General features: G+C 68.9%; 24 protein-coding genes and 1 riboswitch. Of the genes, 15 read left to right on the plus strand and 9 right to left on the minus strand.

The genetic code is table 11. The annotated features are described in order from the left end of the window. The first annotated feature begins 122 nt into the window (after window positions 1–122). Both serB and HCC78_RS14605 read left to right on the plus strand, forming a co-directional pair. On the plus strand, window positions 123–998 hold the full coding sequence (gene serB, locus HCC78_RS14600; RefSeq protein ID WP_172329526.1) for a phosphoserine phosphatase SerB: 876 nt from the start codon (window positions 123–125) through the stop codon (window positions 996–998). 144 nt (window positions 999–1,142) lie between these two features. After that, window positions 1,143–1,688 (plus strand): invasion associated locus B family protein, encoded by a 546-nt coding sequence (locus HCC78_RS14605; protein ID WP_371743838.1) that lies wholly within the window; start codon window positions 1,143–1,145, stop codon window positions 1,686–1,688. A 16-nt stretch (window positions 1,689–1,704) separates the two neighbouring features. On the opposite strand, the gene HCC78_RS14610 is transcribed toward HCC78_RS14605, so the two are convergent. Continuing rightward, window positions 1,705–2,547 (minus strand): class I SAM-dependent methyltransferase, encoded by an 843-nt coding sequence (locus HCC78_RS14610; protein WP_172329527.1) that lies wholly within the window; start codon window positions 2,545–2,547, stop codon window positions 1,705–1,707. A 1-nt stretch (window position 2,548) separates the two neighbouring features. After that, a complete protein-coding gene (idi, locus tag HCC78_RS14615) occupies window positions 2,549–3,079 on the minus strand; it encodes an isopentenyl-diphosphate Delta-isomerase (protein WP_172329528.1) in 531 nt (176 codons plus the stop codon). A gap of 358 nt (window positions 3,080–3,437) precedes the next feature. Between idi and HCC78_RS14620 the strand changes: the two genes are divergently transcribed. After that, entirely contained in the window at window positions 3,438–3,854 is a 417-nt protein-coding gene (locus HCC78_RS14620) for a cytochrome c family protein (protein WP_172329529.1), read from the plus strand. Between the two features lie 21 nt (window positions 3,855–3,875). On the opposite strand, the gene HCC78_RS14625 is transcribed toward HCC78_RS14620, so the two are convergent. Continuing rightward, window positions 3,876–4,505 carry a TetR/AcrR family transcriptional regulator gene (locus HCC78_RS14625; RefSeq protein ID WP_172329530.1) on the minus strand — a complete coding sequence of 210 codons (630 nt, stop codon included), beginning with the start codon at window positions 4,503–4,505 and terminating at the stop codon, window positions 3,876–3,878. 197 nt (window positions 4,506–4,702) lie between these two features. Here HCC78_RS14625 and HCC78_RS14630 point away from each other — a divergent pair, with 197 nt between their 5' ends. Then, window positions 4,703–5,323 (plus strand): HAD-IA family hydrolase, encoded by a 621-nt coding sequence (locus HCC78_RS14630; protein ID WP_172329531.1) that lies wholly within the window; start codon window positions 4,703–4,705, stop codon window positions 5,321–5,323. Here the strand turns inward: HCC78_RS14630 and HCC78_RS14635 are convergent. After that, window positions 5,320–6,549, minus strand: coding sequence for an MFS transporter (locus HCC78_RS14635; RefSeq protein WP_172329578.1), 1,230 nt, complete (start codon window positions 6,547–6,549; stop codon window positions 5,320–5,322). The two genes, HCC78_RS14630 and HCC78_RS14635, sit on opposite strands and share 4 nt — an antisense overlap. A 1,137-nt stretch (window positions 6,550–7,686) precedes the next feature. Between HCC78_RS14635 and ftsY the strand changes: the two genes are divergently transcribed. Next, window positions 7,687–8,835, plus strand: a complete 1,149-nt coding sequence (gene ftsY / locus HCC78_RS14640) for a signal recognition particle-docking protein FtsY (RefSeq protein ID WP_172329532.1) — start codon at window positions 7,687–7,689, stop codon at window positions 8,833–8,835. A 17-nt stretch (window positions 8,836–8,852) separates the two neighbouring features. Here the strand turns inward: ftsY and HCC78_RS14645 are convergent, their stop codons facing one another. After that, window positions 8,853–9,338, minus strand: coding sequence for an MgtC/SapB family protein (locus tag HCC78_RS14645; RefSeq protein WP_371743839.1), 486 nt, complete (start codon window positions 9,336–9,338; stop codon window positions 8,853–8,855). 72 nt (window positions 9,339–9,410) lie between these two features. Here HCC78_RS14645 and HCC78_RS14650 point away from each other — a divergent pair, with 72 nt between their 5' ends. Together HCC78_RS14650 and HCC78_RS14655 are read left to right on the plus strand one after the other, a co-directional pair. After that, window positions 9,411–10,313 (plus strand): EamA family transporter, encoded by a 903-nt coding sequence (locus HCC78_RS14650; RefSeq protein WP_172329533.1) that lies wholly within the window; start codon window positions 9,411–9,413, stop codon window positions 10,311–10,313. A gap of 110 nt (window positions 10,314–10,423) precedes the next feature. Further along, window positions 10,424–11,023 (plus strand): inner membrane-spanning protein YciB, encoded by a 600-nt coding sequence (locus HCC78_RS14655; RefSeq protein ID WP_172329534.1) that lies wholly within the window; start codon window positions 10,424–10,426, stop codon window positions 11,021–11,023. A gap of 13 nt (window positions 11,024–11,036) precedes the next feature. On the opposite strand, the gene HCC78_RS14660 is transcribed toward HCC78_RS14655, so the two are convergent. Next, complete coding sequence (locus HCC78_RS14660) at window positions 11,037–11,660, minus strand: hypothetical protein (RefSeq protein ID WP_172329535.1); 624 nt, start codon at window positions 11,658–11,660, stop codon at window positions 11,037–11,039. A gap of 92 nt (window positions 11,661–11,752) precedes the next feature. Then, complete coding sequence (locus tag HCC78_RS14665) at window positions 11,753–12,451, minus strand: glutathione S-transferase N-terminal domain-containing protein (RefSeq protein WP_172329536.1); 699 nt, start codon at window positions 12,449–12,451, stop codon at window positions 11,753–11,755. A gap of 170 nt (window positions 12,452–12,621) precedes the next feature. Here HCC78_RS14665 and HCC78_RS14670 point away from each other — a divergent pair, with 170 nt between their 5' ends. From HCC78_RS14670 to HCC78_RS14680, 3 genes are all read left to right on the plus strand, one after another. Beyond that, window positions 12,622–12,891: a DksA/TraR family C4-type zinc finger protein gene (locus HCC78_RS14670; protein ID WP_172329537.1), complete on the plus strand. Its 270-nt coding sequence runs from the start codon at window positions 12,622–12,624 to the stop codon at window positions 12,889–12,891. Between the two features lie 78 nt (window positions 12,892–12,969). Then, a riboswitch (SAM riboswitch) is annotated at window positions 12,970–13,047 on the plus strand. Window positions 13,048–13,083: 36 nt separating this feature from the next. Continuing rightward, window positions 13,084–14,289, plus strand: a complete 1,206-nt coding sequence (gene metZ / locus HCC78_RS14675; RefSeq protein ID WP_172329538.1) for an O-succinylhomoserine sulfhydrylase — start codon at window positions 13,084–13,086, stop codon at window positions 14,287–14,289. Next, window positions 14,286–14,762 (plus strand): GNAT family N-acetyltransferase, encoded by a 477-nt coding sequence (locus HCC78_RS14680; protein ID WP_172329539.1) that lies wholly within the window; start codon window positions 14,286–14,288, stop codon window positions 14,760–14,762. The genes metZ and HCC78_RS14680 overlap by 4 nt, the downstream gene beginning before the upstream one ends. On the opposite strand, the gene HCC78_RS14685 is transcribed toward HCC78_RS14680, so the two are convergent. Continuing rightward, window positions 14,723–15,700, minus strand: a complete 978-nt coding sequence (locus HCC78_RS14685; protein ID WP_172329540.1) for a sulfotransferase family 2 domain-containing protein — start codon at window positions 15,698–15,700, stop codon at window positions 14,723–14,725. The genes HCC78_RS14680 and HCC78_RS14685 overlap by 40 nt on opposite strands. 233 nt (window positions 15,701–15,933) lie before the next feature. Between HCC78_RS14685 and folE2 the strand changes: the two genes are divergently transcribed. From folE2 to pheT, 4 genes are all read left to right on the plus strand, one after another. Then, window positions 15,934–17,034: a GTP cyclohydrolase FolE2 gene (gene folE2, locus HCC78_RS14690; RefSeq protein ID WP_172329541.1), complete on the plus strand. Its 1,101-nt coding sequence runs from the start codon at window positions 15,934–15,936 to the stop codon at window positions 17,032–17,034. Between the two features lie 83 nt (window positions 17,035–17,117). Further along, window positions 17,118–17,546, plus strand: a complete 429-nt coding sequence (locus tag HCC78_RS14695) for a heme-binding protein (RefSeq protein WP_172329542.1) — start codon at window positions 17,118–17,120, stop codon at window positions 17,544–17,546. 86 nt (window positions 17,547–17,632) lie between these two features. After that, window positions 17,633–19,078: a TrkH family potassium uptake protein gene (locus HCC78_RS14700; RefSeq protein WP_172329543.1), complete on the plus strand. Its 1,446-nt coding sequence runs from the start codon at window positions 17,633–17,635 to the stop codon at window positions 19,076–19,078. Between the two features lie 69 nt (window positions 19,079–19,147). Then, window positions 19,148–21,562 (plus strand): phenylalanine--tRNA ligase subunit beta, encoded by a 2,415-nt coding sequence (gene pheT, locus HCC78_RS14705; protein ID WP_172329544.1) that lies wholly within the window; start codon window positions 19,148–19,150, stop codon window positions 21,560–21,562. 286 nt (window positions 21,563–21,848) lie between these two features. On the opposite strand, the gene HCC78_RS14710 is transcribed toward pheT, so the two are convergent. Then, window positions 21,849–22,871 (minus strand): LacI family DNA-binding transcriptional regulator, encoded by a 1,023-nt coding sequence (locus HCC78_RS14710; protein ID WP_172329545.1) that lies wholly within the window; start codon window positions 22,869–22,871, stop codon window positions 21,849–21,851. A 193-nt stretch (window positions 22,872–23,064) separates the two neighbouring features. Here HCC78_RS14710 and iolG point away from each other — a divergent pair, with 193 nt between their 5' ends. Next, window positions 23,065–24,081 (plus strand): inositol 2-dehydrogenase, encoded by a 1,017-nt coding sequence (gene iolG, locus HCC78_RS14715; RefSeq protein WP_172329546.1) that lies wholly within the window; start codon window positions 23,065–23,067, stop codon window positions 24,079–24,081. The last annotated feature ends 72 nt before the right edge of the window (window positions 24,082–24,153 follow it).

The following is a 24,153-nucleotide window of genomic DNA, read 5'->3' on the forward strand; positions in this document are numbered from 1 at the left end:
ATTCCGGACCACTACGGTGCCAAGCTGTTGAATTTGCGGGGCTGCTGGGCCGCCTCACGCCGGGACTGGTTTTTCCGCCGCAGCCATGGGATAGGGGCGCCGAACCGATCCGGAGGCCTCCCATGTACACCGCCACGCTCCTGACCAATCCCGCCGCGCCCTGCCTCGATGCCGCCACGGCCGGGGCGCTGGCCGAGGCCTGGGGCGGCGGGCCGCTCGGCTGGCTGGCCGAGGGCGAGGCCGCGGAATTCGCGCTGGACGCGGTGCCGGAGGATCTCTGGGCCCGCTGGGAGGAACTGCAGGCCCGGGGCATCGACCTCGCCGTGCAGGAAACTGCCGGACGCCGCCGCCGCATGCTGCTCGCCGACATGGACAGCACGATGATCGGCCAGGAATGCATCGACGAGCTCGCCGACATGGCGGGCGTGGGCGAGCGTGTGAAGGACATCACAGCCCGGGCGATGAACGGCGAGCTGGATTTCGAGGGCGCCCTGACCGAGCGGGTCGGGCTGCTGAAGGGCCTGCCGGAAAGCGTGATCGCCGAGGTCTACGACGCGCGCATCACCATGGCGCCGGGCGGCAAGGTCCTGATCGCGACGATGAAGGCCAATGGCGGCCATGCCGCGCTGGTCTCGGGCGGCTTCACCGCCTTCACCGAGCGCGTCGCGGCGGAACTGGGCTTCGACGAGCACCGCGCCAACACGCTGCTTGCCGAGGACGGCGTGCTGACCGGCGATGTCGGGCGGCCGATCCTCGGGCGCGAGGCCAAGGTCGAGGCGCTGCACCAGATCAGCGCACGGCTGGGATTCACCCCGGCCGAGGTGATCGCCGTGGGCGACGGCGCCAATGATTTGGGCATGCTGCACGAAGCGGGGGCAGGGGTTGCGCTCCATGCCAAGCCCTCGGTCGCGGCCCAGGCCGGCATCCGGGTGAATCACGGAGATTTGACGGCGCTGCTGTACCTGCAGGGCTACGCGAAGGCGGATTTCGTGGCGTGAAGGCTGCTGCCCGGGGTCACATCGCGGGGGCTGCATTTGGAATCAGCGGAAAGCTGCGCTATCGTCGCGGCGACTGAGGCATGTGCCGGGCAGGCCCCCGCCAAGAGCGGGCCGTTCCGGAACGAAGAGGTTTAGGAGGCGGAATTGATCAACCGGCTGGTTCTCGGACTGGGGATGGGGCTCGGCATGTGGCTGACCCCCGCCGTGGCGCAGGTTGCCAACAATCCGGTCGGGGCGAAGACCGACTGGACGATCTATGTCGAGGACGATCCCAAGCAGTGCTGGGTCGTGGCGGCGCCGCAGGCAGGCAAGTCCACCGCCACGCGCGGCGGCCGCCCTGTCGCGGTGAAGCGCGGCGACATCTTCCTCTTCGTCTCCTTCTGGCCGAAGGACGCCAATGGCGGCGGCGGCATGGGCGAGGTGTCCTTCATGGGCGGCTATGACTTCGCGGAAGGCGAGCCCGTCACGCTGGAAATCGGCGACTCCAAGTTCGACCTCTTCGCCGAGGGCAACGTCGCCTGGGCGACTTCGGGCGAGCAGGACCGCCAGATCGCCTCGGCTATGAAGGCCGGGGCGGAGGCCAAGGTGACCGGCCTGTCGCAGCGCTCGGGCACGACCACGCAGGACACGTTCTCGCTGATGGGCTTCACCGCCGCCTACGAGGACGCGGAGCGCCGCTGCGGCCAGTGACCGCCGTGCGGCGGGCTCACTCCCGCCGCAACCGCCGCTTCAGCTTGTCGATGGCGCGCTTCGGGCGCGAGATCCGGATCCAGTTGAAGCGCTGCGCCGCCGTCAGGAAGGTGTCGCGCAGGGCAGGGCCGTAATGCCGTCCGAGCTGGGCGGCGGCGTCCTCGATCTGCGCGTCTTCCAGCGGCTCCATCAGAGTCCACGGGATCAGGAGACCGGCCGCGCCGATCCGTCCCAGCTCCTCCCGCGGCATCGCCAGGTCCAGCCAGTAGCTGTTGCCGTCCCGGGCGGGCGAGACGTAGCGGCGGCTGTCGGGGAACTGGTCGAAGCAGTGCTTCGGCCCGATCGAGTTGAAATGCCCGTCGTCGCGGTAGAGCTTCAGGTCGTGATGGAAGACCTTGCCCCCCGACGGCATCCGCGGATGCAGAAGCAGCGTGTCGAGCAGCGGCCAGGGATGCTGGTGGTTGGCATCGACGAATCCCATGTCGAAGCCGGTGACGTCCTCCGGCAGGCCGAGCAGGGTGATCCCGGCGAAGCGCTGCACCTCGACGGCCGCGTCGCCCTTCACCGGGTCGATCTGGAATCCCGTGGGCTTCGTGCGGTCGCCGAAGAACCATTCCTCGGCATCCAGCGTCACCAGCCGCCTGCCGCCGTTGGCGGCGAGGAATCGGGCGATGAAGCCCCCGGAAAGCCCGGAGGCGGTGCCGATCTCGATGAAGCTCTCCGGCCGCTCCGCGGCGATCACCGAGCGGAAGAATTCCAGCTCGTCGACCGCTACCGAGCCCCAGCCATCGCGGTGATGCGCGTGGTAGAGATCGTGGATTGCCTGGTGCTCCTCCACCCGGGCGCCCTCCCTGGACATGTCAGACTTTCACGAGCGTGCCGAAGATCCGGTCCTTGTGCTCGTCCATGTAGATGCGCAGCCAGGGCGTGAACCGCGCCGGGCGGCGGGCAACCTCGGCGGCGAGATCGTAGATGCCGATCCATTCGACCTGCATCACCTCTTCCGGGTTCGGCTTGACCGGGATCTGCTTGTTGGCATGGGCCAGGAAGATGTCCACGACCTCGTGCTCGACCATGCCGTTGCCCACGTCGGCGCGGTATTCCACCGTGTCGCGCAGCGCGGGATACAGCCCGGTGATGCCCAGTTCCTCGCGCAGCCGCCGGACCGCGCAGTCCGAGGATTTCTCGTTCCACTTCGGATGGGTGCAGACCGTGTTCGCCCAGAGCCCCGGCGTATGGTATTTCGACATCGCCCGGCGCTGGATCAGGACGTTCTGGCCGTCCATCACGAAGACGGACACCGCAGGGTGCTTCAGCCCGTTGCGGTGCACCTCCAGCTTGTCGAGAGGCGTCAGCTTGCCATTGACCCATGCCGGGATCTTGTCTGTCATGCGTCGGTCTTGGTTGCGGGACTCTGGTACTGGTCGGAGGGCTTTCGGCCCGGAAATCCGCGGAGCGCGGGGTATCTTGCGGGAGCCTCAGGCGGCTTGGGAGCAATCTAAGCGGGGTTGCCCCGGCTTTGCACGCCGACATCATGACACAGGCCAAGCCCCTGCCGCCGCAGGGGAACCCGGCGGCAGGCGGCAGCGCGACCAAGGTGGCGGCGGACCGTCGGCCGGTGCTGCTTTCGTCGGCTTTTGCCCGATCGCGCGGCATTTGCATTGGCCTCGGGGGGCAATCCCCGCTAACTCTGGCCGCAGACAGCCCGCGATGTTCCGGCACCGCGCAGACAGGAAAGGTTGCCTTGCCATGCCGTACCGCACAGTTTCCGCCCTTGCCGCGTTCCTGCTGGCCGCCCCGGCCCTGGCCGGAGGAGATCCGGCCGCCGGCGAGAAGGCATTCCGGCAATGCCAGGCCTGCCACGTCGTGCGCAACGGCGCAGGCGAAGTGCTGGCGGGCAAGACGGCGAAGACCGGACCGAATCTCTACGGGCTGCCCGGGCGGGTGATGGGCTCGGAAGAGGGCTTCGCCTATTCGGACGCCTTCGAGGAGGCGCAGGCCACCGGCAGGTCCTGGGACGAGGAGGCCTTCGTCACCTACGTGCAGGACCCCAACGCCTACCTGTCGGACATGCTGGAACACAAGTCGCGCAGCAAGATGACCTTCCGGCTGCGCGAGGAGCAGGATGCCCGCGACCTCTGGGCGTATTTCTCCAGCCTGGAGTGAGGCCTCCGGGCCGCGCGCGGCTCAGCGCGTCGTCCCGGTGCCGTAGCGGGCGAGGAACATGTCGACGGCGGAGGTGATGATCCGCTCGACATCCTCCTCTGTGACCTCCGAGATCATGTTGAACATCAGCCGCGACCACAGATGCGCCTTGCAGAGCTCGGTGAACTGCTCGGCGGCAAAGTCGCAATCCTCGATGTCGAGCTCGCCGGCCTCCACCGCCTTGCGGAAGAAATCGGCGATGCTGCGGCGGGCCTGCTCGGGACCCGAGCGGTAGAAGGCGCGGCCGAGCTCGGGAAAGCGTTCCGCCTCGGCGACGCAGAGCCGGAACACGCTCTGGCCGAATTCCGACAGCACGAAGGCGGTCAGCCGCTGGGCGATGTCGGTCAGGGTCTCGCGCACGGTGCGCCCGGTCTGGGCCAGGGCGCGGGCCTGCTCGCTCTGGCGCTGGCATTCGCAGCGGGCGACTTCCAGGAACAGCTGCCGCTTGTCGGCGAAATAGCTGTAGAGCGTCGCCTTCGACACCCCGGCGGCCTTGGCGATGGCATCGACGCTGGCGCCTTCGTAGCCTTCCTGCATGAAGATCTCGCGGGCGCCCGCGACCACCTGGTCGTATTTCCGGCCGCGTTTCACGTCGTGGCTGAGATCGTTCAAGCTCGGTCCTCCTGGGCAACCGTGACTGCTGGCGGGCGCGGCATCCCCTCCGGCCCCTGTCCATCAGATAGTATGCCGGGTCCGCCGCGGGAAGTGAACCATGTGGTTCACTGCGCCGGGCCGCGACCCGATGCCCGATGCCGCGGCGGGCGCGCTGCGCTATCACGGGGCGGTCGCGAGCGGTGCAGGAGACGGCGATGACAGTGGAAGCAGTGATTTTCGACATCGGCAACGTGCTGATCGAGTGGCAGCCCGAACGGTACTACGACCGGGTGGTGGGCGAGGCGCGCCGCCGCGAGATGTTCGCCAGCGTCGATCTGCACGGCATGAACGACGAGGTGGACCGGGGCGGCGATTTTACCGCGACGATCTATGCCGCTGCCGAGAAGTATCCGGAATTCCGCGGCGAGATCCGGCAATGGCACGACAACTGGATCGAGCTGGCGAGCCCCGAGATTCCGCGCTCGATCCGGCTCCTGCGGGCGCTGCGCGCCAAGGGCGTGCCGGTTTTCGCGCTGTCGAATTTCGGCATCGGCAGCTTCGCCTATGCCGAGACCAAGTATCCGTTCCTGGCCGAATTCGACCGCCGCTACATCTCGGGGCACATGCAGGTGATCAAGCCGGACCCGAGGATCTACGAGATGGTGGAGGAGGATTGCGGCATCGCGCCGTCGGCGCTGCTCTTCGCCGATGACCGCGCGGACAACATCGCGGCGGCGGCGGCGCGCGGCTGGCAGGTGCACCAGTTCACCGGGCCCGAGGGCTGGGCGGAGACCCTCGTTGCCAAGGGGCTCCTGAGCGCGGAGGAGGCGGCCTAGGCCGCCACGGGCAGCGGGCGTTCGCGCACCGGCAGGTGCACCACGGCGCTGAGCGCGCCGACGCCCACGCCCACCCACCAGACGGCGGTGTAGTCCCCGGTCAGGTCATACATCCGCCCGCCCAGCCAGACGCCGAGGAAGCTGCCCAGCTGGTGGGAGAAGAACACGATGCCGTAGAGCGTGCCCATGTAGCGCAGCCCGTAGAGATGCGCGACGAGGCCGGAGGTCAGCGGCACGGTGGCCAGCCACAGCGCGCCCATCACCACCGAGAAGACCAGCACGGTCGCCGGCGTGATCGGCGTGAGGATGAACCAGGCCGAAATCAGCGTCCGGCCGACATAGATGCCGGAGAGCAGGTACTTCTTCTGGAAGCGGTTGCCGAGCCAGCCCGCGGTCAGCGTGCCCGCGATGTTGGCCATGCCGATCACCGCGATGGAAACCGCGCCGAGCGCCGAGGTGCTGTTGATGCCCAGCCCGGCCAGCAGCGAGCCATCCGCGATCGGGCCGCACATCTCGGTCACCAGCGCCGGGAAATGCGCGGTGACGAAGGCCAGCTGGTAGCCGCAGGAGAAGAAGCCGATGAAGATCAGCGCATAGGAGGGATCGCGCAGCGCCCGCTTGAGGATCTGGCCGAGGGTTTCCTCCAGCTCCGCACGCGGCGCGACCGGCGCGCGCATCATCGGCAGGGCGAACAGCACCAGCAGGATCGCGGCGGCGAAGACCACGAAGACCTGCTGCCAGGCCATCATCGACAGCAGCCATTCGGCGACCGGCGCGCCGACGACCTGGCCCGCGCTGCCCGCCGCGGTGGCGATGGCCAGCGACATGGAGCGGTGCTCTGGCGCGGAGGCGCGTCCCACAACGGCGAGAATGACGCCGAAGCCGGTCCCGGCGATGCCGAATCCGACCGCGACCTCCAGCAGCTGGTGCTGCAGCGGCAGGGTCGAGACCGAGGACAGCACCAGGCCCGCGGCATAGAGCACGGCCCCCATGACGATCGCCTTGCGGTCGCCGATCTTCTCGGCCAGCGCGCCGAAGATCGGCTGGCCGATGCCCCAGGCGAGGTTCTGGATGGCGATGGCCAGGGAAAATTCGCTGCGCATCCAGCCGAATTCCTCGGCGACGGGGATCTGGAACACGCCGAAGCTCGCGCGGATGGCGAAGCTCACCAGCATGATGATGCAGCCGGAAATCAGGACGGGGGTCACAAGGGGGGCACGGGTCATTGCCATGCAATGGCGCCGTTTTCCCGTTCCGTCAAACGCCAAATGGTGATGGTTTCCATCACGGAAAGTTGCCGTCCGGACGCCTGCGGGAACGCTGCGGACCCGCAGATGGCGGTCCTCGGCAACGGCGGGTCCGGCCCGTAGGCCGGGCGGCGTTCATCGCTGCCGCCTGTGCAGCCGCACCGCGCCCGCGGGGCACGGGATCGCAGCCAGCCACAGCGGCAGCGCCGCGGGCAGGGGCACCTTGGCCCGGGCGGTTCCGCTTGCGGCGGAAAAGGCGGAAGTTGCGGTGCCGGGGCTGGCCGGCGGAATTGCGGCCCGCGACGGCCGGCGGCTCCCACCTGCGGCGGCCTCCAGGTCGAGCCCGATGGCGTGGCTTGCATCGGGCCGTGCGCCGTCCGGGGTCGACGGGGTCTGCGAGGCAGCCTTTCAGTCCAGTGCCGCAGCGGAGGGCGAAGCCGCTGGCCGTCGCTGGCCGCCCCTTGTCCGTGCCGCCGCCATGCTGGAGCTGCCGGGACTTGCCGTGGCCAGGTTGGCGGGTCGGCCTTCCACCGCAATCATGGCGTTGAAGGCCGCTGCGCTGCCCATGTCCGGATCGACGGTCTCGCAGAGGCGCCGCGCCGCCGGACGGGTTCGAGAAGCTGGTCTCGGCGGGCAGCACCGGGCCGACGCAGCCGACCGCGCAGACGCGGGAGCGGGACGGACCCCAGCTGCCTCCTGAGGTGACGGGGCCGCCATGCCTGAGGCGGTGCCCGAGGCGGAGGCCTTCGGACAGGTGGAGGGGCCTGTGCCCAGCCGGACGCCGAACTCCGGCGCCGGTGCGCCGGGGCCGAAATCGCTCCTTGCCGCATGGGTGACGCTGCGGATGGCCCGCGCCGCGCTCCCTGCACGTCGACCGTCAGGCTGATCGTGGCTGCATGGAGAAGCCTGACGCGCAAGCGGGGGCCGCCAAGAAACGGTGCATTCTCAAATCCGTCCCGCCCCCGCGGTTTGCCTTCCGTCGCTCCGGCAGGCGGGGGCCCCGGGGGATGCCGTTCCGGCAGGCAGACCCGCCGCAAGGCGCGGTTTCGGCGCCGGGGTCTTCCCTTGGCCCGCAAGGACGTTTAGGCAGGCCCGGACCCAGACGGAGCCGTTTCCATGTCGTTCTTCAAGAAAATGAAAGACCGGATGTTCAAGTCTTCCTCGAAGATCGAGGACGGGCTCGAGGCCATCGTCGAGGAGGAAGGCTCGGTCGACGCGCCCGCGCCGCCGCCCGCGCCGGAGCCGCCTGCACCGGCACCGGCCCCCGCGCCCGCGGCTCCTGCCGCGGCGCCCGCAGCGCCGGTGCCGCCCGCGCCTGCTCCAATGCCGGTCCCGGATCCCGTGCCGCAGCCCGCCGCGGAGGCAGGGCCGGAGAAGAAGGGCGGCCTCTTCGCCCGGATGCTGGGCCGTGCCGACAAGTCCAGCGCGATGCGCCGCGCGCTCGACGACGACATGCTGGAGCAGATCGAGGATCTGCTGATCACCGCCGACATGGGGGTCGAAACCGCTGCCCGCGTGACCGCGAACATGGCCGAGGGCCGGATGGGGCAGCGGCTGTCGACCGCCGAGCTGAAGCAGGTCATGGCGCAGGAAATTGCCCGGATCATGGAGCCCGTGGCGCGGCCGCTGCCGCTCTATCCGAAGACCCCGCAGGTGGTGCTGGTCGTCGGCGTCAACGGCTCGGGCAAGACCACCACGATCGGCAAGCTCGCCTCGCAGTTCCGTGCGGCCGGCAAGAACGTGGTGATTGCCGCGGGCGACACCTTCCGCGCCGCGGCCGTCGAGCAGCTGCAGGTCTGGGGCAGCCGCGCAGGCGTGCCGGTGCTGACCGCGCCCGAGGGCTCGGACCCGGCGAGCCTTGCCTACGAGGCGATGGAAAAGGCGCAGCGCGACGGCGCGGACCTGCTGATGATCGACACCGCCGGGCGGCTGCAGAACCGCGCCGACCTGATGGAGGAGCTGGCCAAGATCGTCCGGGTGATCCGCAAGAAGGACCCGGAGGCGCCGCACAACACGCTGCTGGTGCTCGACGCGACCACCGGCCAGAACGCGGTGACCCAGGTGCAGGAGTTCCAGCGGCTGGCCGATGTCTCGGGGTTGGTGATGACCAAGCTCGACGGCACCGCCAAGGGCGGCGTGCTGGTGGCGCTGGCCGACCGCTTCGGCCTGCCGATCCACGCCATCGGGGTGGGCGAGCAGATCGACGACCTCGCGCCCTTCGATCCGGAGGAATTCGCCGCCGCGCTGACCGGCCTCGAGGTCTGACCCCGGCCGCCGCGGCGTCAGCCGCGGTGTTCCAGCCGCCGCACGGCCTCCAGCACCACTAGCGCCAGGGCGGTGGCCAGCGCGCCCATCGGGATGTTGCCGATCCCGCAGGCCAGCCCGGCGGCGCCGGCCATCCACATGCTGGCCCCGGTGGTCAGCCCGTGCACCCGGTCGCCCTGGAAAATGATCGTCCCGGCGGCCAGGAAGGCCACGCCCGAGGTCACCGCCGCGATCAGCCGCAGCGGATCGGTGCGCAGCGTGGCGGTGTCGCCGGGCAGCGCCATCAGGTCGAGCGCGATCAGCGTGAACAGGCAGGCGGCGATCGCGATCAGCATGTGGGTGCGCAGCCCGGCCGCCTTGTGCCGGACCTGCCGCTCGATGCCGAGCGCGCCTCCCAGCACCAGCGCGGCGCAGAGCCTCAGCGCCGCCACCGGCAATGGCGTCGCCGAGAATCCGCCGCCCAGCTCGTGGCGCAGCATCTGCCAGAGGCCCTGGCCGGTCACGGCCGGCCCTGCGGGGTTGCGCGCCCGGGCGCGTTGCCTGCATAGGCTTGGGGTGTCTTTTCCGAGGTGATCATGTCCGGCTGGCTCCTGTCGCTCGAAGGTACCGACCAGGGGCGCACCCTGGCAATGCTTCTCGCTCTGTCCGCGGCGCTGCTGCACGCGATCTTCGGCGCGCTCCAGAAAGGGCGGCACGATCCCTGGCTGAGCCGCGGCGCAATCGATTTCTGCTACGGGATCATGGCGATGCCGGTGGCGCTGTTCCTGGTGCCCCGGCCCGAGCCGCACATGTGGCCGATCTTCGCGCTCTGCTTCGCGGTGCATGTGGTCTACAAGATCCTGCAGGGCATGGCCTACACCAAGGGCGCCTACACGGTCGTCTATCCGGTGGTGCGCGGCACCGGGCCGCTCTTCGCGATGATCGGCGCGGTCCTGATCTTCGGCGAGCGCTTCACCTGGGTGCAATGGGGCGGACTCGGCGTGCTGCTCGCGGGCATCTACGGGCTGGCCGCCTACAACCTCGTCCATGTCACGGTGAACCGCCACACGCTGGTGCCGGCGCTGCTCTTCGCGGTGGCGACGGGGGTCTTCGTGGCGCTCTACACGACGGTGGACGCCTACGGCATCCGCGCGACGGCGGACCCGTTCACCTTCCTCGCCTGGTTCTTCTTCATCGACGGGGCGGTCTTCCCGGTGGTGGCCCTGATCCGCTGGCGCCGCATGGCCGACCCGCCCGCGCCGGGCCCCTTGATGCTGCGCGGGCTGGTCGGCGGGATCATCGCCTATGGCAGCTTCGGCACGGTGATGCTGGCGACGCGGCTCGACAGCGTCGGCGAGGCAGCGGTTCTGCGCGAGACGTCGACGGTCTTCGCCGCGCTGATCGGCTGGGTGCTGCTGGGCGAGTCGACCGGCCCGCGCCGCGTCGCGCTGATGGCGCTGATCGCCCTCGGCGCGGTGATTGTCGAGGCAGGCGGTTAGCGCGCCGACGGTAACCGCGAGGTCACGAATTCGCCTGCAGGCTGCAAGATTGCTGGATTCCGGCGCGCCACTGTCCTAACCGGTGCCCTGACCATCCTTGGAGGCTGAGCATGAGCGATCAGAACGACTGGCGGAAGCAGGCGCTGGACTTGGGCCCGGTGCTGCTCTTCGTGGCGGGTTACCTGCTGGTGAGGGAGAAGAGCTTCCTGATCGGCGGCCGCGAATACGAGGGCTTCGTCATCGTGACTGCCTGCTTCATCCCGCTGCTGATGCTCACCAACTGGCTGCTCTACAAGATCTCCGGCAAGGTCAGCCGGATGCAGATCTTCACCCTGGTGCTCGCCGTCGTCTTCGGCGGACTCACCGTCGGGCTGAACGACGAGCGGTTCTTCAAGATGAAGTCGACGCTCGCCTTCGGCATCTTCTCCGGCCTGCTCTGGGTGGGAATCGCCCGCGGCCAGTCCTGGCTGGAATTCATCATGGACGGCGCACTGCCGATCACCCACGAAGGCTGGATGATCCTCACGAAGCGGCTGGCGATCTTCTTCGCCGGCGTCGCCGCCGCCAACGAGATCATCTGGCGCGGCTTCTCGACGGATGTCTTCGTCGCCTGGGACACGTTCGGGCAGATGGCGGCGATGATGGCCTTCTTCGTCTCGCAGGCGGGACTTCTCAAGCGGCACAGCACAGAGGACGGCGGCAGCGCCTGAGCGGCCGGAGTCCTCAGCCGACCGGCGACACGTAGCAGCAGGGGACATAGCGGCGGTCGTAGTCGCGGTTGAGCTGTTCCAGCGAGCCGGCTCGGCCGCCCCAGGTGTACCAAGTCCCGCCGAGCCGGTAGATGTAGTGGCACAGTCCACCGTACATCGTATAGGCGGGGTCGCCCTTCTGCACGCCGACGATCAGCTCGTTGCGGCCGTTGTCGGCGGCCACCTCCGTCGCATTGCGGAACCCGCAGACCCGCCGCAGGTAGTCGGCCAGCACCGGCGGGGGCAGCGCGATGGTGACGGAAATCTCCTTGTCGGCCATCGACGCGCCGACAGGCACGTTCTCCGGGATGGAATTGATCTTCTCGATGTAGCCGCTCATCGTGAAGCCGCCGAGACCCGGATACCCCGCGCAGAAAGTCTGGATCATGCCCAGCAGGCGCTCGTTCCGCTCTGCCTTTAGGATCATCAGATAGGTCTTGATCTCGGCCGCGATGCGGGTGTCCCAGCGGGCGGCGTCCGAAAGTGCCTGCTGGTCCTTCAGGGTCGGGCTGTGCGCGTAGAGCGCGTAGAGCGCGGCCGCGAAGCCGCAGACTCCCTGAGTCCGGTTCACGAACCCCATGTCGTCAATGTCGGGCATGGTCTTCCTCCGGTTTCCCGCGGAAAGGGAGCGGCATTTGCCCGAGTCGTGTCAAGGTTGGGCGGGCGGGACCGGCCCCGCCCTCCGCCGGATCACCTGGTCCGGAACAGGATCTCCTGCGCCTTGCGGTCGTTGCTGCCGGAACGCAGATCGGCATGCAGCGCGCGGCCCCTGGCGACGCCGGGGCGGGCGGCCACCGTGTCCAGCCAGCGGGCGAGGTTCGGCTTGTCCTCCAGGGTCTGCTGCTGGCCTTCCCAGAGCGAGGCCCAGGGCCAGATCGCCATGTCGGCGATGGTGAACTCGCCGGTGGCGGCGTATTCGGTCTTGCCCAGCTGGGTGTCGAGCACGCGGTAGAGCCGCCCGACCTCGGCGCGGTAGCGGTCCTGCGCATAGGGCAGCACCTGCGGCGGATCGAGATCGGGCGCGTATTTCAGGAAGTGGTGCGCCTGGCCCGCCATGGGGCCGACGCCGCCCATCTGCCACATCAGCCACTGGTCGACGGCGATGCGCTCGCGCTCGGTGCGGCCGCAGAAGCGCCCGGTCTTGCGGGCGAGATACTGCAGGATCGCGCCCGACTCGAAGATCGGGACCGGCGCCCCGTCCGGTCCGTCCGGATCGACGATGGCGGGCATGCGGTTGTTGGGCGCGATTTCCAGGAAAGCCGGGTCGAACTGGTCGCCCGCGCCGATATTCACCAGATGGGTCTCGTAGGGCAGCTCCATCTCCTCCAGCGCGATGGAGATCTTCCAGCCGTTGGGGGTGGGCCAGTAGTAGAGGTCGATCGGGGCCATTGGGGTCTCCTCTTGGCGTCGCGCCCATCCTGCACCGGCGGGGGCGCGCCGCAACCCCCGGCGCTGCGCAATGGCGCGAGCTTTGTTGCAGTCCCGCGGTCCCGCGTCCCGGAGATTGACCGCCGGCCCGGGGCGGCGCTACGCTGCATTCCGCAGAAGGAGAGCGGGCAATGGCAGGCGGCTGGGCGCAGGACGGCGCGGTGAACGAACAGATCGAGGCCTCGATCGAGGACGAGCTGCGCCGCATGCAGGCGCGCCGCCAGCCGGTCGGCGACAGCCTGGCCGAATGCGCGGAATGCGGCGAGCCGATTCCCGAGAAGCGGCGGACCGCGATCCCGGGCGTGAAGCTCTGCATCGAGTGCCAGTCGGACCGCGACCGCCGTCCGGTGCAGCGAGGCGGCTTCAACCGCCGGGGCTCGAAGGACAGCCAGCTGAAATAGCCGGCCGGGTCCCGTCCGTGCCGCCCGCGGCGGGGCTGGCACGCGCCGCGCTTGACCTCCGGCTGCCGGAGTCCTAATGGCATGCCCCGTGGCGCTTTGTTACCGGATTGCGGGCCACGTTAAAGATTCCGCTAAAGAGGTCGAGGGCGGGGCCCTCCCCACTCTTCCCGGGCCATGACAAGGAGACGCTCAATGGCGGACGATCTGAAAGTTTCCGGGAAGGCAGGCTGGCAGCCCCGGACCAAGCTGGTCCATGGCGGCACCCGCCGCAGCCAGTACAACGAGGTCAGCGAAGCGATGTTCCTGACCCAGGGCTTCGTCTACGAGACCGCCGAACAGGCCGAGGCGCGGTTCAAGACCGTCGGCCCCGACGAGTTCATCTACGCCCGCTACGGCAACCCGACCGTCGCGATGTTCGAGGAGCGCGCCGCGCTGCTGGAAGGCGCGGAAGACGCCTTTGCCTGCGCCTCCGGCATGGCCGCGGTGTCGGGCGCGCTGACCTCCATGCTGCAGGCGGGCGACCATATCGTCTCTGCCAAGGCGCTGTTCGGCTCCTGCCTCTACGTGGTGGAGAACATCCTGTCGCGCTACGGCGTCGAGGTGACCTTCGTCGACGGCACCGACCTGGAGGCCTGGAAGGCCGCCGTGCGCCCCGATACCAAGGCGGTGTTCCTCGAGGCCATCTCCAACCCGACGCTGGAAGTTGCCGACCTTCGCGGCATCTCGAAGATCGCGCATGACAACGGCGCGCTGGTCCTCGTCGACAACGTCTTCGCCACCCCGGTCTTCCAGCGCTCGCTGGAGCTGGGCGCCGATGTCGTGATCTATTCCGCGACCAAGCACATGGACGGGCAGGGCCGGGTCCTGGGCGGCATCGTGCTGGGCACCAAGGAGTTCATCCGCGGCACGCTCGAACCCTACATGAAGCATACCGGCGGCTCGATGTCGCCCTTCAACGCCTGGGTGCTGCTCAAGGGGCTGGAGACCATGGCGCTGCGCTGCGACGCGCAGGCGGACACGGCAGAGGCGCTGGCCGCCGCGCTCGACGGGCATCCGAAGCTGGAGAAGGTGATTTTCCCGGGACTGGCCTCACATGCCCAGCACGAGCTGGCGAAGTCGCAGATGAGCCGTCCGGGCACGATGCTGTCGATCGAGGTCAAGGGCGGGCAGGAGGCGGCCTTCCGCGTGCTGAACGCGCTCGAGGTCTTCATCATCTCGAACAACCTGGGCGACGCGAAATCCATCGTGACCCATCCGGCGACCACCACGCATTCGCGGCTCTCCGACGAGCAGAAGGCGGAGCTTGGCATCGCGCCCGGGCTGATCCGCATCTCCTGCGGGCTCGAGGACAGCGGCGACCTGGTGGCCGACATGCTGGCGGCGCTGGACCAGGCGTGACCGTGACGCTGCGCCGGGGCGGGGCGGAGGACGCTCCCGCCCTGGCGCGGATCTTCCGCGCGGCGATCCTGCGCGGCACCAAGGGCGCCTATTCGGCGGAACAGCGCCTGGCCTGGGCGCAGTCCCGCCGCACGCCGCAGGAGTGGCGCGGTCGGATCGGGGGGCTGGACCTCTGGATCCTCGAAAGCGGCGTCGGGGCGATCGGCTTCGCCGCGCTGGACGGCGACTGCTTCGACCTGCTCTTCGTCCATCCCGACCATGCCGGGCAGGGCCATTCGCGCCAGCTGCACGATGCCGTGGTTGCCGAGGCGCGCAACCGCGGCCTCGCCGGTCTCGTCACCCATGCCAGCCACGTCTCCCGCCCGGTCTTCGCCCGCTTCGGCTGGACCGTGGAATCGGAGGGCGAGGCCGAACGGGGCGGCGTCCTGCTGGGCTATTCCGTGATGCGGCTGGACCTTCCGGCGCCGGCCTGAACCTCTGCTCCGGCCCGCGCCGCGAGTTCCGCAGCGCGCAGGGGATGCAGGCTGCCCGCCCGGACCCTGTCTTCCAGCGCATCCGCAAATGCCTTGGGGCCTGCCACGGGCGACGGCAGGCCCTCGCGCCGCGCCGCGAGATGCGCGGACACGCCCGGCGGCGCGGAGCGTTCGGGCGGCAGGGCGGCATCGGCCAGCTTGCGCGGATAGCCCAGCAGCTCGAAATCCGCCGCATAGAGCTCTGCGGCCAGCGCCGTTTCCCGCGGGCCGAACTGCGCCGCCAGCTTCTCCGCGGCGCCGGTCGCGTGGCGCTTGCCGATCGCGGCATAGCTGCCGCCCGAGGCATCGCCGTAGAGCCGCCGCTTCATCTCCGCGAAATCCGTCTCGAAGCTCTCGAAGGCGCCGAGGAAGCCGTAGCCGATGTCGCCGAGGCAGAGCAGGCGCGACTGCAGCGCGAAATGGATGTCGCGCTGCGGCTCGGGGATGCGCGCCAGCGCCCCGAGGAACTCGGCCAGCGAAGGGCGGGCATCGGGGGCGAAGCCCAGCCGGGGCAAGTGGCGCGCGCGCTCCCAGTCATTTGCGACGATCTTGTCGAGATAGCCCGAGAGCAGCCGGGAATACGGATTGCGGGTGAAGGAGAACCGCTGCCAGCGGCCCGACAGCGTGGCGCGGCGCGTCGAGGGGGGCATCGCGGACAGCACCGGCAGGGGCGAGGTCGCCCGGTCATGCACGTCGCCGTCCTTCCGCCCGCCGGCGCGGTCCTGCATGAAGGCCTTCACCGCGGTGCAGGCGACCTTCGGCGTCTCGACATAGGCGATGCGGCGGAGGGGATCGGGATTGACGAGGTAGTCGAGCTGCGCGGGCGCCGCGCCCAGCCGCGCCGCGATCTGCCCCAGCGCCCCGCGGGGCGCCGTCCTGCCGGGCGGAGCCTTGACCATGCGTGCCGGACCTTCCCTTGCCGTTCTGCCTCTACGGCACCCTGCAGGCGCGCGGGCGTCCGGCGCAAGGCGGCATCCTGCGGCACCGGATTGGCATTTACGTTGCTCCGGCCCTTCCGGATCACTTGTTTCCGCCTTGTCGCCATGTCGTGAGAGCGCGGAAACTTCACTGGACAACGGCAGCCGGCAGCCCACATAAAGCCGCGTTGACGAAAGAGCGGAGACCGGAGGTCATGAACATCCACACGCCCAAGCCCGAACGGGAACCGACCCGAGAGGACGCCGCCGAGGCGCTGGCGCTCCTGCGCCGCTGGGCAGGGGATGCGACCCCGGCCGAGATCGAGACGCTCGATCCCGCGCTAGAGGGGCTGATGCCGGGCCGCAACGACGCCTATCCCGTTCTGTCGCGCCAGTTTCCCGCCCATTTTGCCGCCGACGAGGCGTATCGCGCGACGCTGCCCGACCTGCAGAACGGGCCGTCCAGCCTGATCCGCGGCGCCAATGCCCGGATCCAGCATGTCGGCATCTCGAATTTCCGCCTGCCGATCCGCTTCCGCACCCGCGATTCGGGTGACATGGTGCTGGAGACGTCGGTCACCGGCACGGTCAGCCTGGAGGCGGACAAGAAGGGCATAAACATGTCTCGGATCATGCGCAGCTTCTACAAGCGCGCGGAGGAGGCGTTCTCGATCGAGGTGATCGAGGCGGTGCTTGACAGCTACAAGGCCGACCTGGGCAGCTTCGACGCCCGCATCCAGATGCGGCTGAGCTTCCCGATGCAGGTGGAAAGCCTGCGTTCGGGCCTGACCGGCTGGCAGTATTACGACATCGCCCTGGAAGTCGTCGAACAGGACGGCGTCCGGCAGAAGATAGTCCATCTCGACTACGTCTACAGCTCGACCTGCCCGTGCTCGCTGGAACTCAGCGAGCATGCCCGCCGCGAGCGCGGCCAGCTGGCCACCCCGCATTCGCAGCGTTCGGTCGCGCGCATATCGGTTGAACTGGACGACTCTGCCGGGGTGCTGTGGTTCGAGGATCTTGTGGAGCTCTGCCGCCGCGCCGTGCCGACCGAGACCCAGGTCATGGTCAAGCGCGAGGACGAGCAGGCCTTTGCCGAGCTCAACGCAGCCAATCCGATCTTCGTCGAGGATGCCGCGCGCAGCTTCGCCGGGATGCTGCTGGCGGAACCGCGGGTCGGCGATTTCCGCGTCGTGGCCAGCCATCAGGAAAGCCTGCACAGCCATGATGCCGTCTCGGTGCTGACCGAGGGGCCGACCTTCGCGCAGGTCTCGCTGGAGCCGCGGCTCTTCGGCTCGCTGATCCACGGCGGCTGAGGCCGGCCTGCGCTGATCTGGCATCTTCGGGCAAGCTGTGCTCCTGTTAAGGCTAACAGGGGCAACGGCTTCGGGAGGGCGCCATGATCATCCATCAACCCGTGCTTTCGGCGGAAACGGCCTTCCGGCTAGTCTCCCATGCGATGGCCCATGCCCGGTCCAAGGACTGGGCCGTGGCGATCGCCGTGGCGGATCCGTCTGGCGCGATCCAGGCTTCGCTGCGGATGGACGATGTCGTGCCGGTGATCCTCGAGGTCGCCATCGACAAGGCCTATACCGCGGCAACGATGCGCTGCGCGACCAAGGTCTTCGGTGCCGAGAAGGCGGCCGACCCGGTGCAGTCGCTGGGCCTGTCCACGCGGCAGCGTCTGGTGGCCTGGGGCGGCGGGCTGCCCATCGTGCATGACGGCCGGGTGGTCGGCGGAATCGGCGTGTCCGGCGTGCGGGACTTCGAGGACATCGAGATCGGCCATGCCGCGCTGGCCGCGGAAGGCCTGGGCTGGGAGCCCTGAGAAGGCCTGCCGCCTCCGCGCCACAGGCCGGCCGCGGCCCGGGAGCGATGCTTGACAGCTCGGGGCGGCCGCGCCATCGCAGGCACATGATCGATCTGCGCCCAGTCGCCTATGTGATCGGCATGCTCGTCGCGGTGCTGGGCGCGACCATGCTGGTGCCGCTTGCGGTGGACCTGGCCTATGGCAACGGCCATTGGCCCGCCTTCCTGATCAGCGGCGTGCTGGCCTGCGTCATCGGCGGGCTGACGGCGCTGTCCTGCTCATCGACCGCCGGGGCGGGGCTGACGCTGCAGCAGACCTTCCTGCTGACCACGCTGGTCTGGGTGGCGCTGCCGGCCGCCGGATCTCTGCCCTTCATCTTCGGCGCCACGGAGGCGCGGCTGGTCGATGCCTATTTCGAGGCGATGTCGGGCATGACCACCACCGGCTCCACCGTCTTTTCCGGGCTCGACACGATGCCCAAGGGGCTGCTCCTGTGGCGCGGCATGCTGCAATGGTTCGGCGGCATCGGCATCATCGTCGTCGCCATGGTGTTTCTCCCCGAGCTGAAGATCGGCGGCATGCAGATCTTCCGCTCCGAGGCCTTCGACACAATGGGCAAGATCCTGCCCCGCGCCGCCGAAATCGCCAGCCGCATCTCGTTCATGTACGTCGCGCTGACGGTCGCCTGCGCGATCACCTTCTTCGCCTTCGGCATGTCGGGCTTCGACTCCATCGTCCATGCGATGACCACGATCTCCACCGGCGGCTTCGCCAATTACGACGCCTCCTTCGGCCAGTTCAACGCGCCCGAGACCTATGCCTGCGGCGTCTTCATGCTGCTCGCCGCGCTGCCTTTCGTGCGCTTCGTCCAGCTCGTCCATGTCGGGCCGGCACCGATGTTCCGCGACAGCCAGGTGCGCGCCTTCCTGGGCACGTTCGCGGTGCTGACGCTGATCCTCTTCGCCTATGTCGAACATATCGGCATGGGCGGCGAGGAGGGGTTCCGCGAGGCGTTCTTCAACACCGCCTCGATCATGACCGGCACCGGCTATGCCAATACCGACTACATGAAATGGGGCAGCTTCGCCGTCGGATTCTTCTTCTTCCTCGGGCTGATCGGCGGCTGCGCGGGATCCACCGCCTGCTCGACCAAGATCTTCCGCTTCCAGATCCTCTTCGCGGCCATCGTCACCCAGGTGAAGCGCATCCACTCGCCTTCGGGCGTGTTCTTCACCCGCTTCGAGGGGCGGCGCGTCGACGACGATGCGCTGGCCTCGGTGATGGCCTTCTTCGTGATGTTCATCCTGTCGATCGGCGTTCTCTCCGTCGCGCTGTCGCTCACGGGGCTCGACTTCATCACCGCGCTCTCCGCGGCGGCGACCGCGCTCGCCTGCGTCGGTCCCGGTCTCGGCGACCAAGTGGGGCCTGCGGGCAATTTCGCCGGGCTGAACGACCTGGCCAAATGGCTCCTGGCCTTCGGCATGCTGGTCGGCCGCCTGGAGGTGATGGTGGTCTACACCATCCTGACCATCCAGTTCTGGCGCGCCTGAGCCCTTCGGCCACTTCCCTTTCCGGTCCCGTCCCGCTAGGAGGCTGGCCAAGACCGTGAGGGGAAAACCATGAAGTTCACTCTGTCCTGGCTCAAAGACCATCTCGACACGCAGGCCTCCGTCGAGGAGATCGCCTATGCCCTGACCGACCTGGGGCTCGAAGTCGAGGAAATCTCAAATCCGGCGGAAAAACTTGCGGGCTTTTCCCTCGGCAAGGTGGTCAAGGCCGAGAAGCATCCCGACGCTGACAAGCTGCGCGTGTGCCAGGTGGAGACCGCCGGCGGCCCGACCCAGATCGTCTGCGGCGCGCCGAACGCGCGCGAAGGCATCACCGTCGTCGTCGCCAAGCCCGGCACCTATGTTCCGGGCATCGACATCACCATCCAGAAGGGCGTGATCCGCGGCCAGGAAAGCTTCGGCATGATGTGCTCGGTGCGCGAGCTGGAGCTCGGCGACGACCATGACGGCATCATCGAGCTGCCTTCGGGCGAGGTTGGCCAGAGCTTCCCTGACTGGCTGGAAGCCAACGACCCGGCCAAGGTCGATCCGGTCATCGAGATCGCCATCACCCCGAACCGCCCGGACGCGCTGGGTGTCGAGGGCATCGCGCGCGACCTCGCCGCCCGCGGCGTCGGCACGCTGAAGCCGCGCGCGGTCAAGACCGTCGACGCGAAATTCCCCTGTCCGGTCAGCGTCTCCATCGACGCCGACACGCTGGAACAGGCGCCGGTCTTCTACGGCCGCCTGATCCGCGGCGTGAAGAACGGCCCCAGCCCGGAATGGATGCAGCAGCGGCTGAAGGCGATCGGCCTGCGCCCGATCAGCTTCCTGGTCGACGTGACGAACTACTTCACCCATGACGCCTGCCGTCCGCTGCACGTCTTCGACGCCGACAAGATCACCGGGTCCTCGTTGCGCGTGCACAAGGCACAGGGCGGCGAGACCCTGACCGGCCTCGACGAGAAGGACTACGCCTTCGAGCCGGGCATGACCGTCATCTCCGACGCCGAAGGCCCGGAAAGCATCGCCGGCGTGATGGGCGGGCTGCGCACCGGCTGCACCGGAGAGACCGTCAATGTCTTCGTCGAGGCGGCCTATTTCGACCCGATCCGCACAGCTCTGACCGGCCGTGCGCTGAAGATCAATTCCGACGCGCGCTACCGCTTCGAGCGCGGCATCGACCCGCTCTGGACCCCGGTCGGGCTGGACGAGGCCTGCGCGATGATCATGGAGATAGCCGGCGGCGAAGCCTCCGAGGTCGTCACCGCGGGCGCGCTGCCCGATGTCGCGCGCAGCTACAAGCTGGATGTCGAGCGGGTGCAGAGCCTCGTCGGCATGGAAATCGCGCCCGAGACCCAGCGCGCGACGCTGGCCGCGCTCGGCTTCGTCCTTGACGCCGATGACATGGCCGCGGTGCCGTCCTGGCGCCCGGACGTGCTGGGCGAGGCGGATCTCGTCGAGGAAGTCGCCCGCGTGGCCTCTCTGACCAAGCTGCAGGGCCGTCCGATGGCGCGCGCGCAGGCAGGCGTGCCGAAGCCGATCCTGACCCCGCAGCAGCGGCGCGAACAGGCGGCGCGGCGGATGCTGGCGAGCCTGGGCTACAACGAATGCGTCACCTACAGCTTCGTGGACCGCAAGTCGGCCGAGCGCTTCGGCGGCGGCGACGAGGCCCGCGCGCTGGAGAATCCGATCTCCGCCGATCTCAGCCACATGCGCCCGGACCTGCTGCCGGGCCTGCTGCTGGCCGCGGCGCGCAACCAGGCGCGCGGCTTTGCCGATCTGGCGCTGTTCGAGGTCGGCCCCGCCTTCTCGGGCGGCGAGCCGGAGGAGCAGTCCACCCATGTGACCGGCCTGCTGGTCGGCCAGTCGGGTCCGCGCGATCCGCATGGCGCGCGCCGCGCGCTCGACGTCTACGACGCCAAGGCGGACATGGAGGCGGTCCTGTCGGCCATCGGCGCGCCGGAGAAGGCGCAGATCTTCCGCGACACGCCGGACTGGTTCCACCCGGGCCGTTCTGGCCGCGTCGGGCTCGGTCCGAAGAAGACCATCGCGGTCTTCGGCGAGCTGCATCCGCGCGTGCTGGAGCAGTTCGGCGTCAAGGGCCCGGCGCTGGCCTTCTCGGTGATGCCCGCCGAGGTGCCGCTGCCGAAGAAGACGGTTTCGACACGTCCGGCGCTGGTGCTGAACGACCTGCAGGCGGTGGAACGCGACTTCGCCTTCGTGGTCGACGCCTCCGTCGAGGCGCTGGCGCTGGTCAACGCGGCGGCCGGTGCCGACAAGGCGCTGATCGAGACGGTGCGCGTCTTCGACGAGTTCGCCGGCGAGAAGGCCGAGGCGCAGATGGGCGCGGGCAAGAAATCGCTGGCGATCTCGGTCCGGCTGCAGCCGATCGACAAGACGCTGACCGAGAAGGACATCGAGGCGGTCAGCGCCAAGATCGTCGAGAAGGTGAAGAAGGCCACCGGCGCCGAACTCCGCGGCTGACCGGCCGGAGCGCCAGGGGAATGCAGGGGCGGGCCGATAGGTCCGCCCCTTTCCGTTCCGGCGGCAGCAGGGCGCAGCCGCTGCGGACCTGCCGGTATCCAGCCGATGCATGGCCCCGGCTTGCGGCCTGCGGCTGCCGCCGGAACCCGAGGGCGGCACCCGTCCGTGCGGAAATCGGCCGTGCCGGGACATTGCCGCGCCGCGGGGCCGGGCGCTGCGGGACGGCGGGCCGTCGAATTGCGGCAGCTGGCCCGCTAGAAGGCCCTGCGCGCATGCGGCGGGCGCGTCAGGCGCTTTCGCGCGTCACGATCTCGCCCTGGAACAGCCGGGTGAAATCCCGGTCGTCGCGGGATTCCAGCACTTCGACCAGGTATTCGGCCATCTCCGCGACCGGCTGGCGGTAGCTGCTCAGCCGGTAGTTCGGCCCGTCCGCCGCCGGAATGTCGTCGAAGCCGATCACCGCGATGTCCTCGGGCACGCGCCAGTCCAGCCGGTGCCGGATCACGTCCATCGCGCCGATCGCCAGCGCGTCGTTCTCGCAGACCAGGATGTCGGGAAGCTCGCCGCGGCCGAGCCCGCCCAGCTTTGCCGTCACCACCTCAGCGGCGAGCGCCGGGTCGTAGGCGGCCACCGAGGCGCAGGCGGGCACGGTGCCGAAGCGCGCCTGCCAGAAGGCCAGGAAGGTTTCCTTGCGCTTGAGATGCGCCGATGAGGTGCGCGGCCCCGCCAGGAACATCGGCCGCCGGTATCCGCGCCCGGCGACATAGCCCGCGATCTCCTCCATCGCCTTCACGTCGTCCACCGCGATGCTGATCGTGTCGGGGCTCTGCGAGGTGCGGGCGAAGATGATCAGCTTCTTGAACCGCCTTGCATGCGACGCGGTCTTCAGCACCTCGTCGTCGAACTGGATGCCGATCAGGATCACCGCATCGACCCGGCGCTGGCTGGCATTGAGCAGGGCGGAACCCGCATCCTCCTTGCCCAGCGTGTTCACCAGGAGCGTGTCCCAGCCGCGGCGGCGCAGCACCCGCGTCAGGGTCTCCAGCATCACCAGCTTGTGCGGGTTGGCGAAATCGTCGACCAGCAGCGCCACCAGGTGCGACCGGTCCGAGGCCAGGCTCGCCGCGCGCAGGTCGGGCACGTAGCCCAGCCGCTCCGCCGCCTGCATGACCTTCTCGCGGCTCCGTGCGGAGATCGAGGCATCCTTCTTGAAGGCGCGGTTCACCGTCCAGCGGGACACGCCGGCCTCTGCGGCCACGTCGTCGGCGGTGACGTTCCCGGCCGGGGCGGCCTTGTCGATCTCTTCCATCGGATCTCCTCTTCGTATCGCCATCCTATGCCGGAAACCCTGCTGGTTGTAGCGCGCAGTGCGCATCTCCCGGATTTTTTGCACTCGCGTGCAGATTTTTTGCTCCCGCGTGCAATTTATCTTGCACCCGCGTGCAGGAATTGCGAGCTTCCTGAAAGGAAAGCGGCGAGGGGCCGCGATTCGGGAGGAATACATGCTCAGAGTTGGGTTGCTCGGCGCCGGCCGCATTGGCCAGGTGCATGCGGTGAACATTGCCGGCCACGCGAAAAGCGAACTGGTCGCGGTCTCGGACGTCTTCACGGCGGCCTCGGAATCGCTGGCGGCGCAATACGGCGCCAAGGCCGCGAGTTCGGACGAGATACTGGCCGATGACAGCATCGATGCGGTGCTGGTCGCGACCTCCACCGACACGCATTCGGACCTGATCGAGAAGGCCACTGCCGCAGGCAAGGCCGTGCTCTGCGAGAAGCCCGTCGACCTGTCGCTGGCGCGCGCCCAGGCCTGCCAGGCCAAGGCGGCCGCGACCGGCAAGCCGGTGATGATCGGCTTCAACCGCCGGTTCGACCCGAATTTCGGCGCGCTGAAGGCGTCGCTGGAAGCAGGCGAGATCGGCAAGGCGGAGCTGCTGTCGGTCACCAGCTTCGACCCGGCGCCGCCGCCGGTGAGCTACATCAAGGTCTCCGGCGGGCTGTTCCGCGACATGATGATCCACGACTTCGACATGGCGACCTTCCTGATGGGCGAGGCGCCGGTGACGGTGCAGGCCGTGGGTTCGGCCATCGTCGATCCGGCGATCGGCGAGGCGGGCGATGTCGACACGGCGGTGGTCACGCTGACCTATGCCGACGGGCGCATCGCTGTGATCAAGAACAGCCGCCGCGCGGTCTACGGCTACGACCAGCGGGTGGAGCTGCTGGGCTCCGAAGGCCTGCTTTCGGTGTCGAACATGCTGGAGAACACCGTCTCCAAGGCGACCACCGCGGGCGTGTCCTCGGCGAAGCCGACCTATTTCTTCCTCGAACGCTACATGCCCGCCTATCTGCGGGAATGGGACGCCTTCGTGACCGCGGTGCTCGAGGGCAAGCCGATGCCGGTGACGCTGGATGACGGCATCACCGCGCTGGCGCTGGCCGAGGCGGCGACCGAGTCGCTGAAGACCGGCCGCCCGGTGGCGCTGTTCGCCGCCGCGCCGGTCGCCGAGCCGGCCTAACCCGCCATCAGATCCCCTGCAGGCCGCCGGAGGGGGCGGGCCTGCAGGCGCAGCAGGCGCCGGTCCGCGGGA

Source organism: Mangrovicoccus sp. HB161399 (genome assembly GCF_013184745.1).
GTDB lineage: Bacteria > Pseudomonadota > Alphaproteobacteria > Rhodobacterales > Rhodobacteraceae > Mangrovicoccus.

What these genes read in the sequence shown, in the direction of transcription:
- serB (WP_172329526.1), top strand. Translation starts at nt 123, where the DNA reads ATGTACACCGCCACGCTCCTGACCAATCCCGCCGCGCCCTGCCTCGAT.
- HCC78_RS14610 (WP_172329527.1), bottom strand. Translation starts at nt 2,547, where the DNA reads ATGTCCAGGGAGGGCGCCCGGGTGGAGGAGCACCAGGCAATCCACGAT.
- idi (WP_172329528.1), bottom strand. Translation starts at nt 3,079, where the DNA reads ATGACAGACAAGATCCCGGCATGGGTCAATGGCAAGCTGACGCCTCTC.
- HCC78_RS14620 (WP_172329529.1), top strand. Translation starts at nt 3,438, where the DNA reads ATGCCGTACCGCACAGTTTCCGCCCTTGCCGCGTTCCTGCTGGCCGCC.
- HCC78_RS14630 (WP_172329531.1), top strand. Translation starts at nt 4,703, where the DNA reads ATGACAGTGGAAGCAGTGATTTTCGACATCGGCAACGTGCTGATCGAG.
- HCC78_RS14635 (WP_172329578.1), bottom strand. Translation starts at nt 6,549, where the DNA reads ATGACCCGTGCCCCCCTTGTGACCCCCGTCCTGATTTCCGGCTGCATC.
- ftsY (WP_172329532.1), top strand. Translation starts at nt 7,687, where the DNA reads ATGTCGTTCTTCAAGAAAATGAAAGACCGGATGTTCAAGTCTTCCTCG.
- HCC78_RS14650 (WP_172329533.1), top strand. Translation starts at nt 9,411, where the DNA reads ATGTCCGGCTGGCTCCTGTCGCTCGAAGGTACCGACCAGGGGCGCACC.
- HCC78_RS14655 (WP_172329534.1), top strand. Translation starts at nt 10,424, where the DNA reads ATGAGCGATCAGAACGACTGGCGGAAGCAGGCGCTGGACTTGGGCCCG.
- HCC78_RS14660 (WP_172329535.1), bottom strand. Translation starts at nt 11,660, where the DNA reads ATGCCCGACATTGACGACATGGGGTTCGTGAACCGGACTCAGGGAGTC.
- HCC78_RS14665 (WP_172329536.1), bottom strand. Translation starts at nt 12,451, where the DNA reads ATGGCCCCGATCGACCTCTACTACTGGCCCACCCCCAACGGCTGGAAG.
- HCC78_RS14670 (WP_172329537.1), top strand. Translation starts at nt 12,622, where the DNA reads ATGGCAGGCGGCTGGGCGCAGGACGGCGCGGTGAACGAACAGATCGAG.
- metZ (WP_172329538.1), top strand. Translation starts at nt 13,084, where the DNA reads ATGGCGGACGATCTGAAAGTTTCCGGGAAGGCAGGCTGGCAGCCCCGG.
- HCC78_RS14685 (WP_172329540.1), bottom strand. Translation starts at nt 15,700, where the DNA reads ATGGTCAAGGCTCCGCCCGGCAGGACGGCGCCCCGCGGGGCGCTGGGG.
- folE2 (WP_172329541.1), top strand. Translation starts at nt 15,934, where the DNA reads ATGAACATCCACACGCCCAAGCCCGAACGGGAACCGACCCGAGAGGAC.
- HCC78_RS14695 (WP_172329542.1), top strand. Translation starts at nt 17,118, where the DNA reads ATGATCATCCATCAACCCGTGCTTTCGGCGGAAACGGCCTTCCGGCTA.
- HCC78_RS14700 (WP_172329543.1), top strand. Translation starts at nt 17,633, where the DNA reads ATGATCGATCTGCGCCCAGTCGCCTATGTGATCGGCATGCTCGTCGCG.
- pheT (WP_172329544.1), top strand. Translation starts at nt 19,148, where the DNA reads ATGAAGTTCACTCTGTCCTGGCTCAAAGACCATCTCGACACGCAGGCC.
- HCC78_RS14710 (WP_172329545.1), bottom strand. Translation starts at nt 22,871, where the DNA reads ATGGAAGAGATCGACAAGGCCGCCCCGGCCGGGAACGTCACCGCCGAC.
- iolG (WP_172329546.1), top strand. Translation starts at nt 23,065, where the DNA reads ATGCTCAGAGTTGGGTTGCTCGGCGCCGGCCGCATTGGCCAGGTGCAT.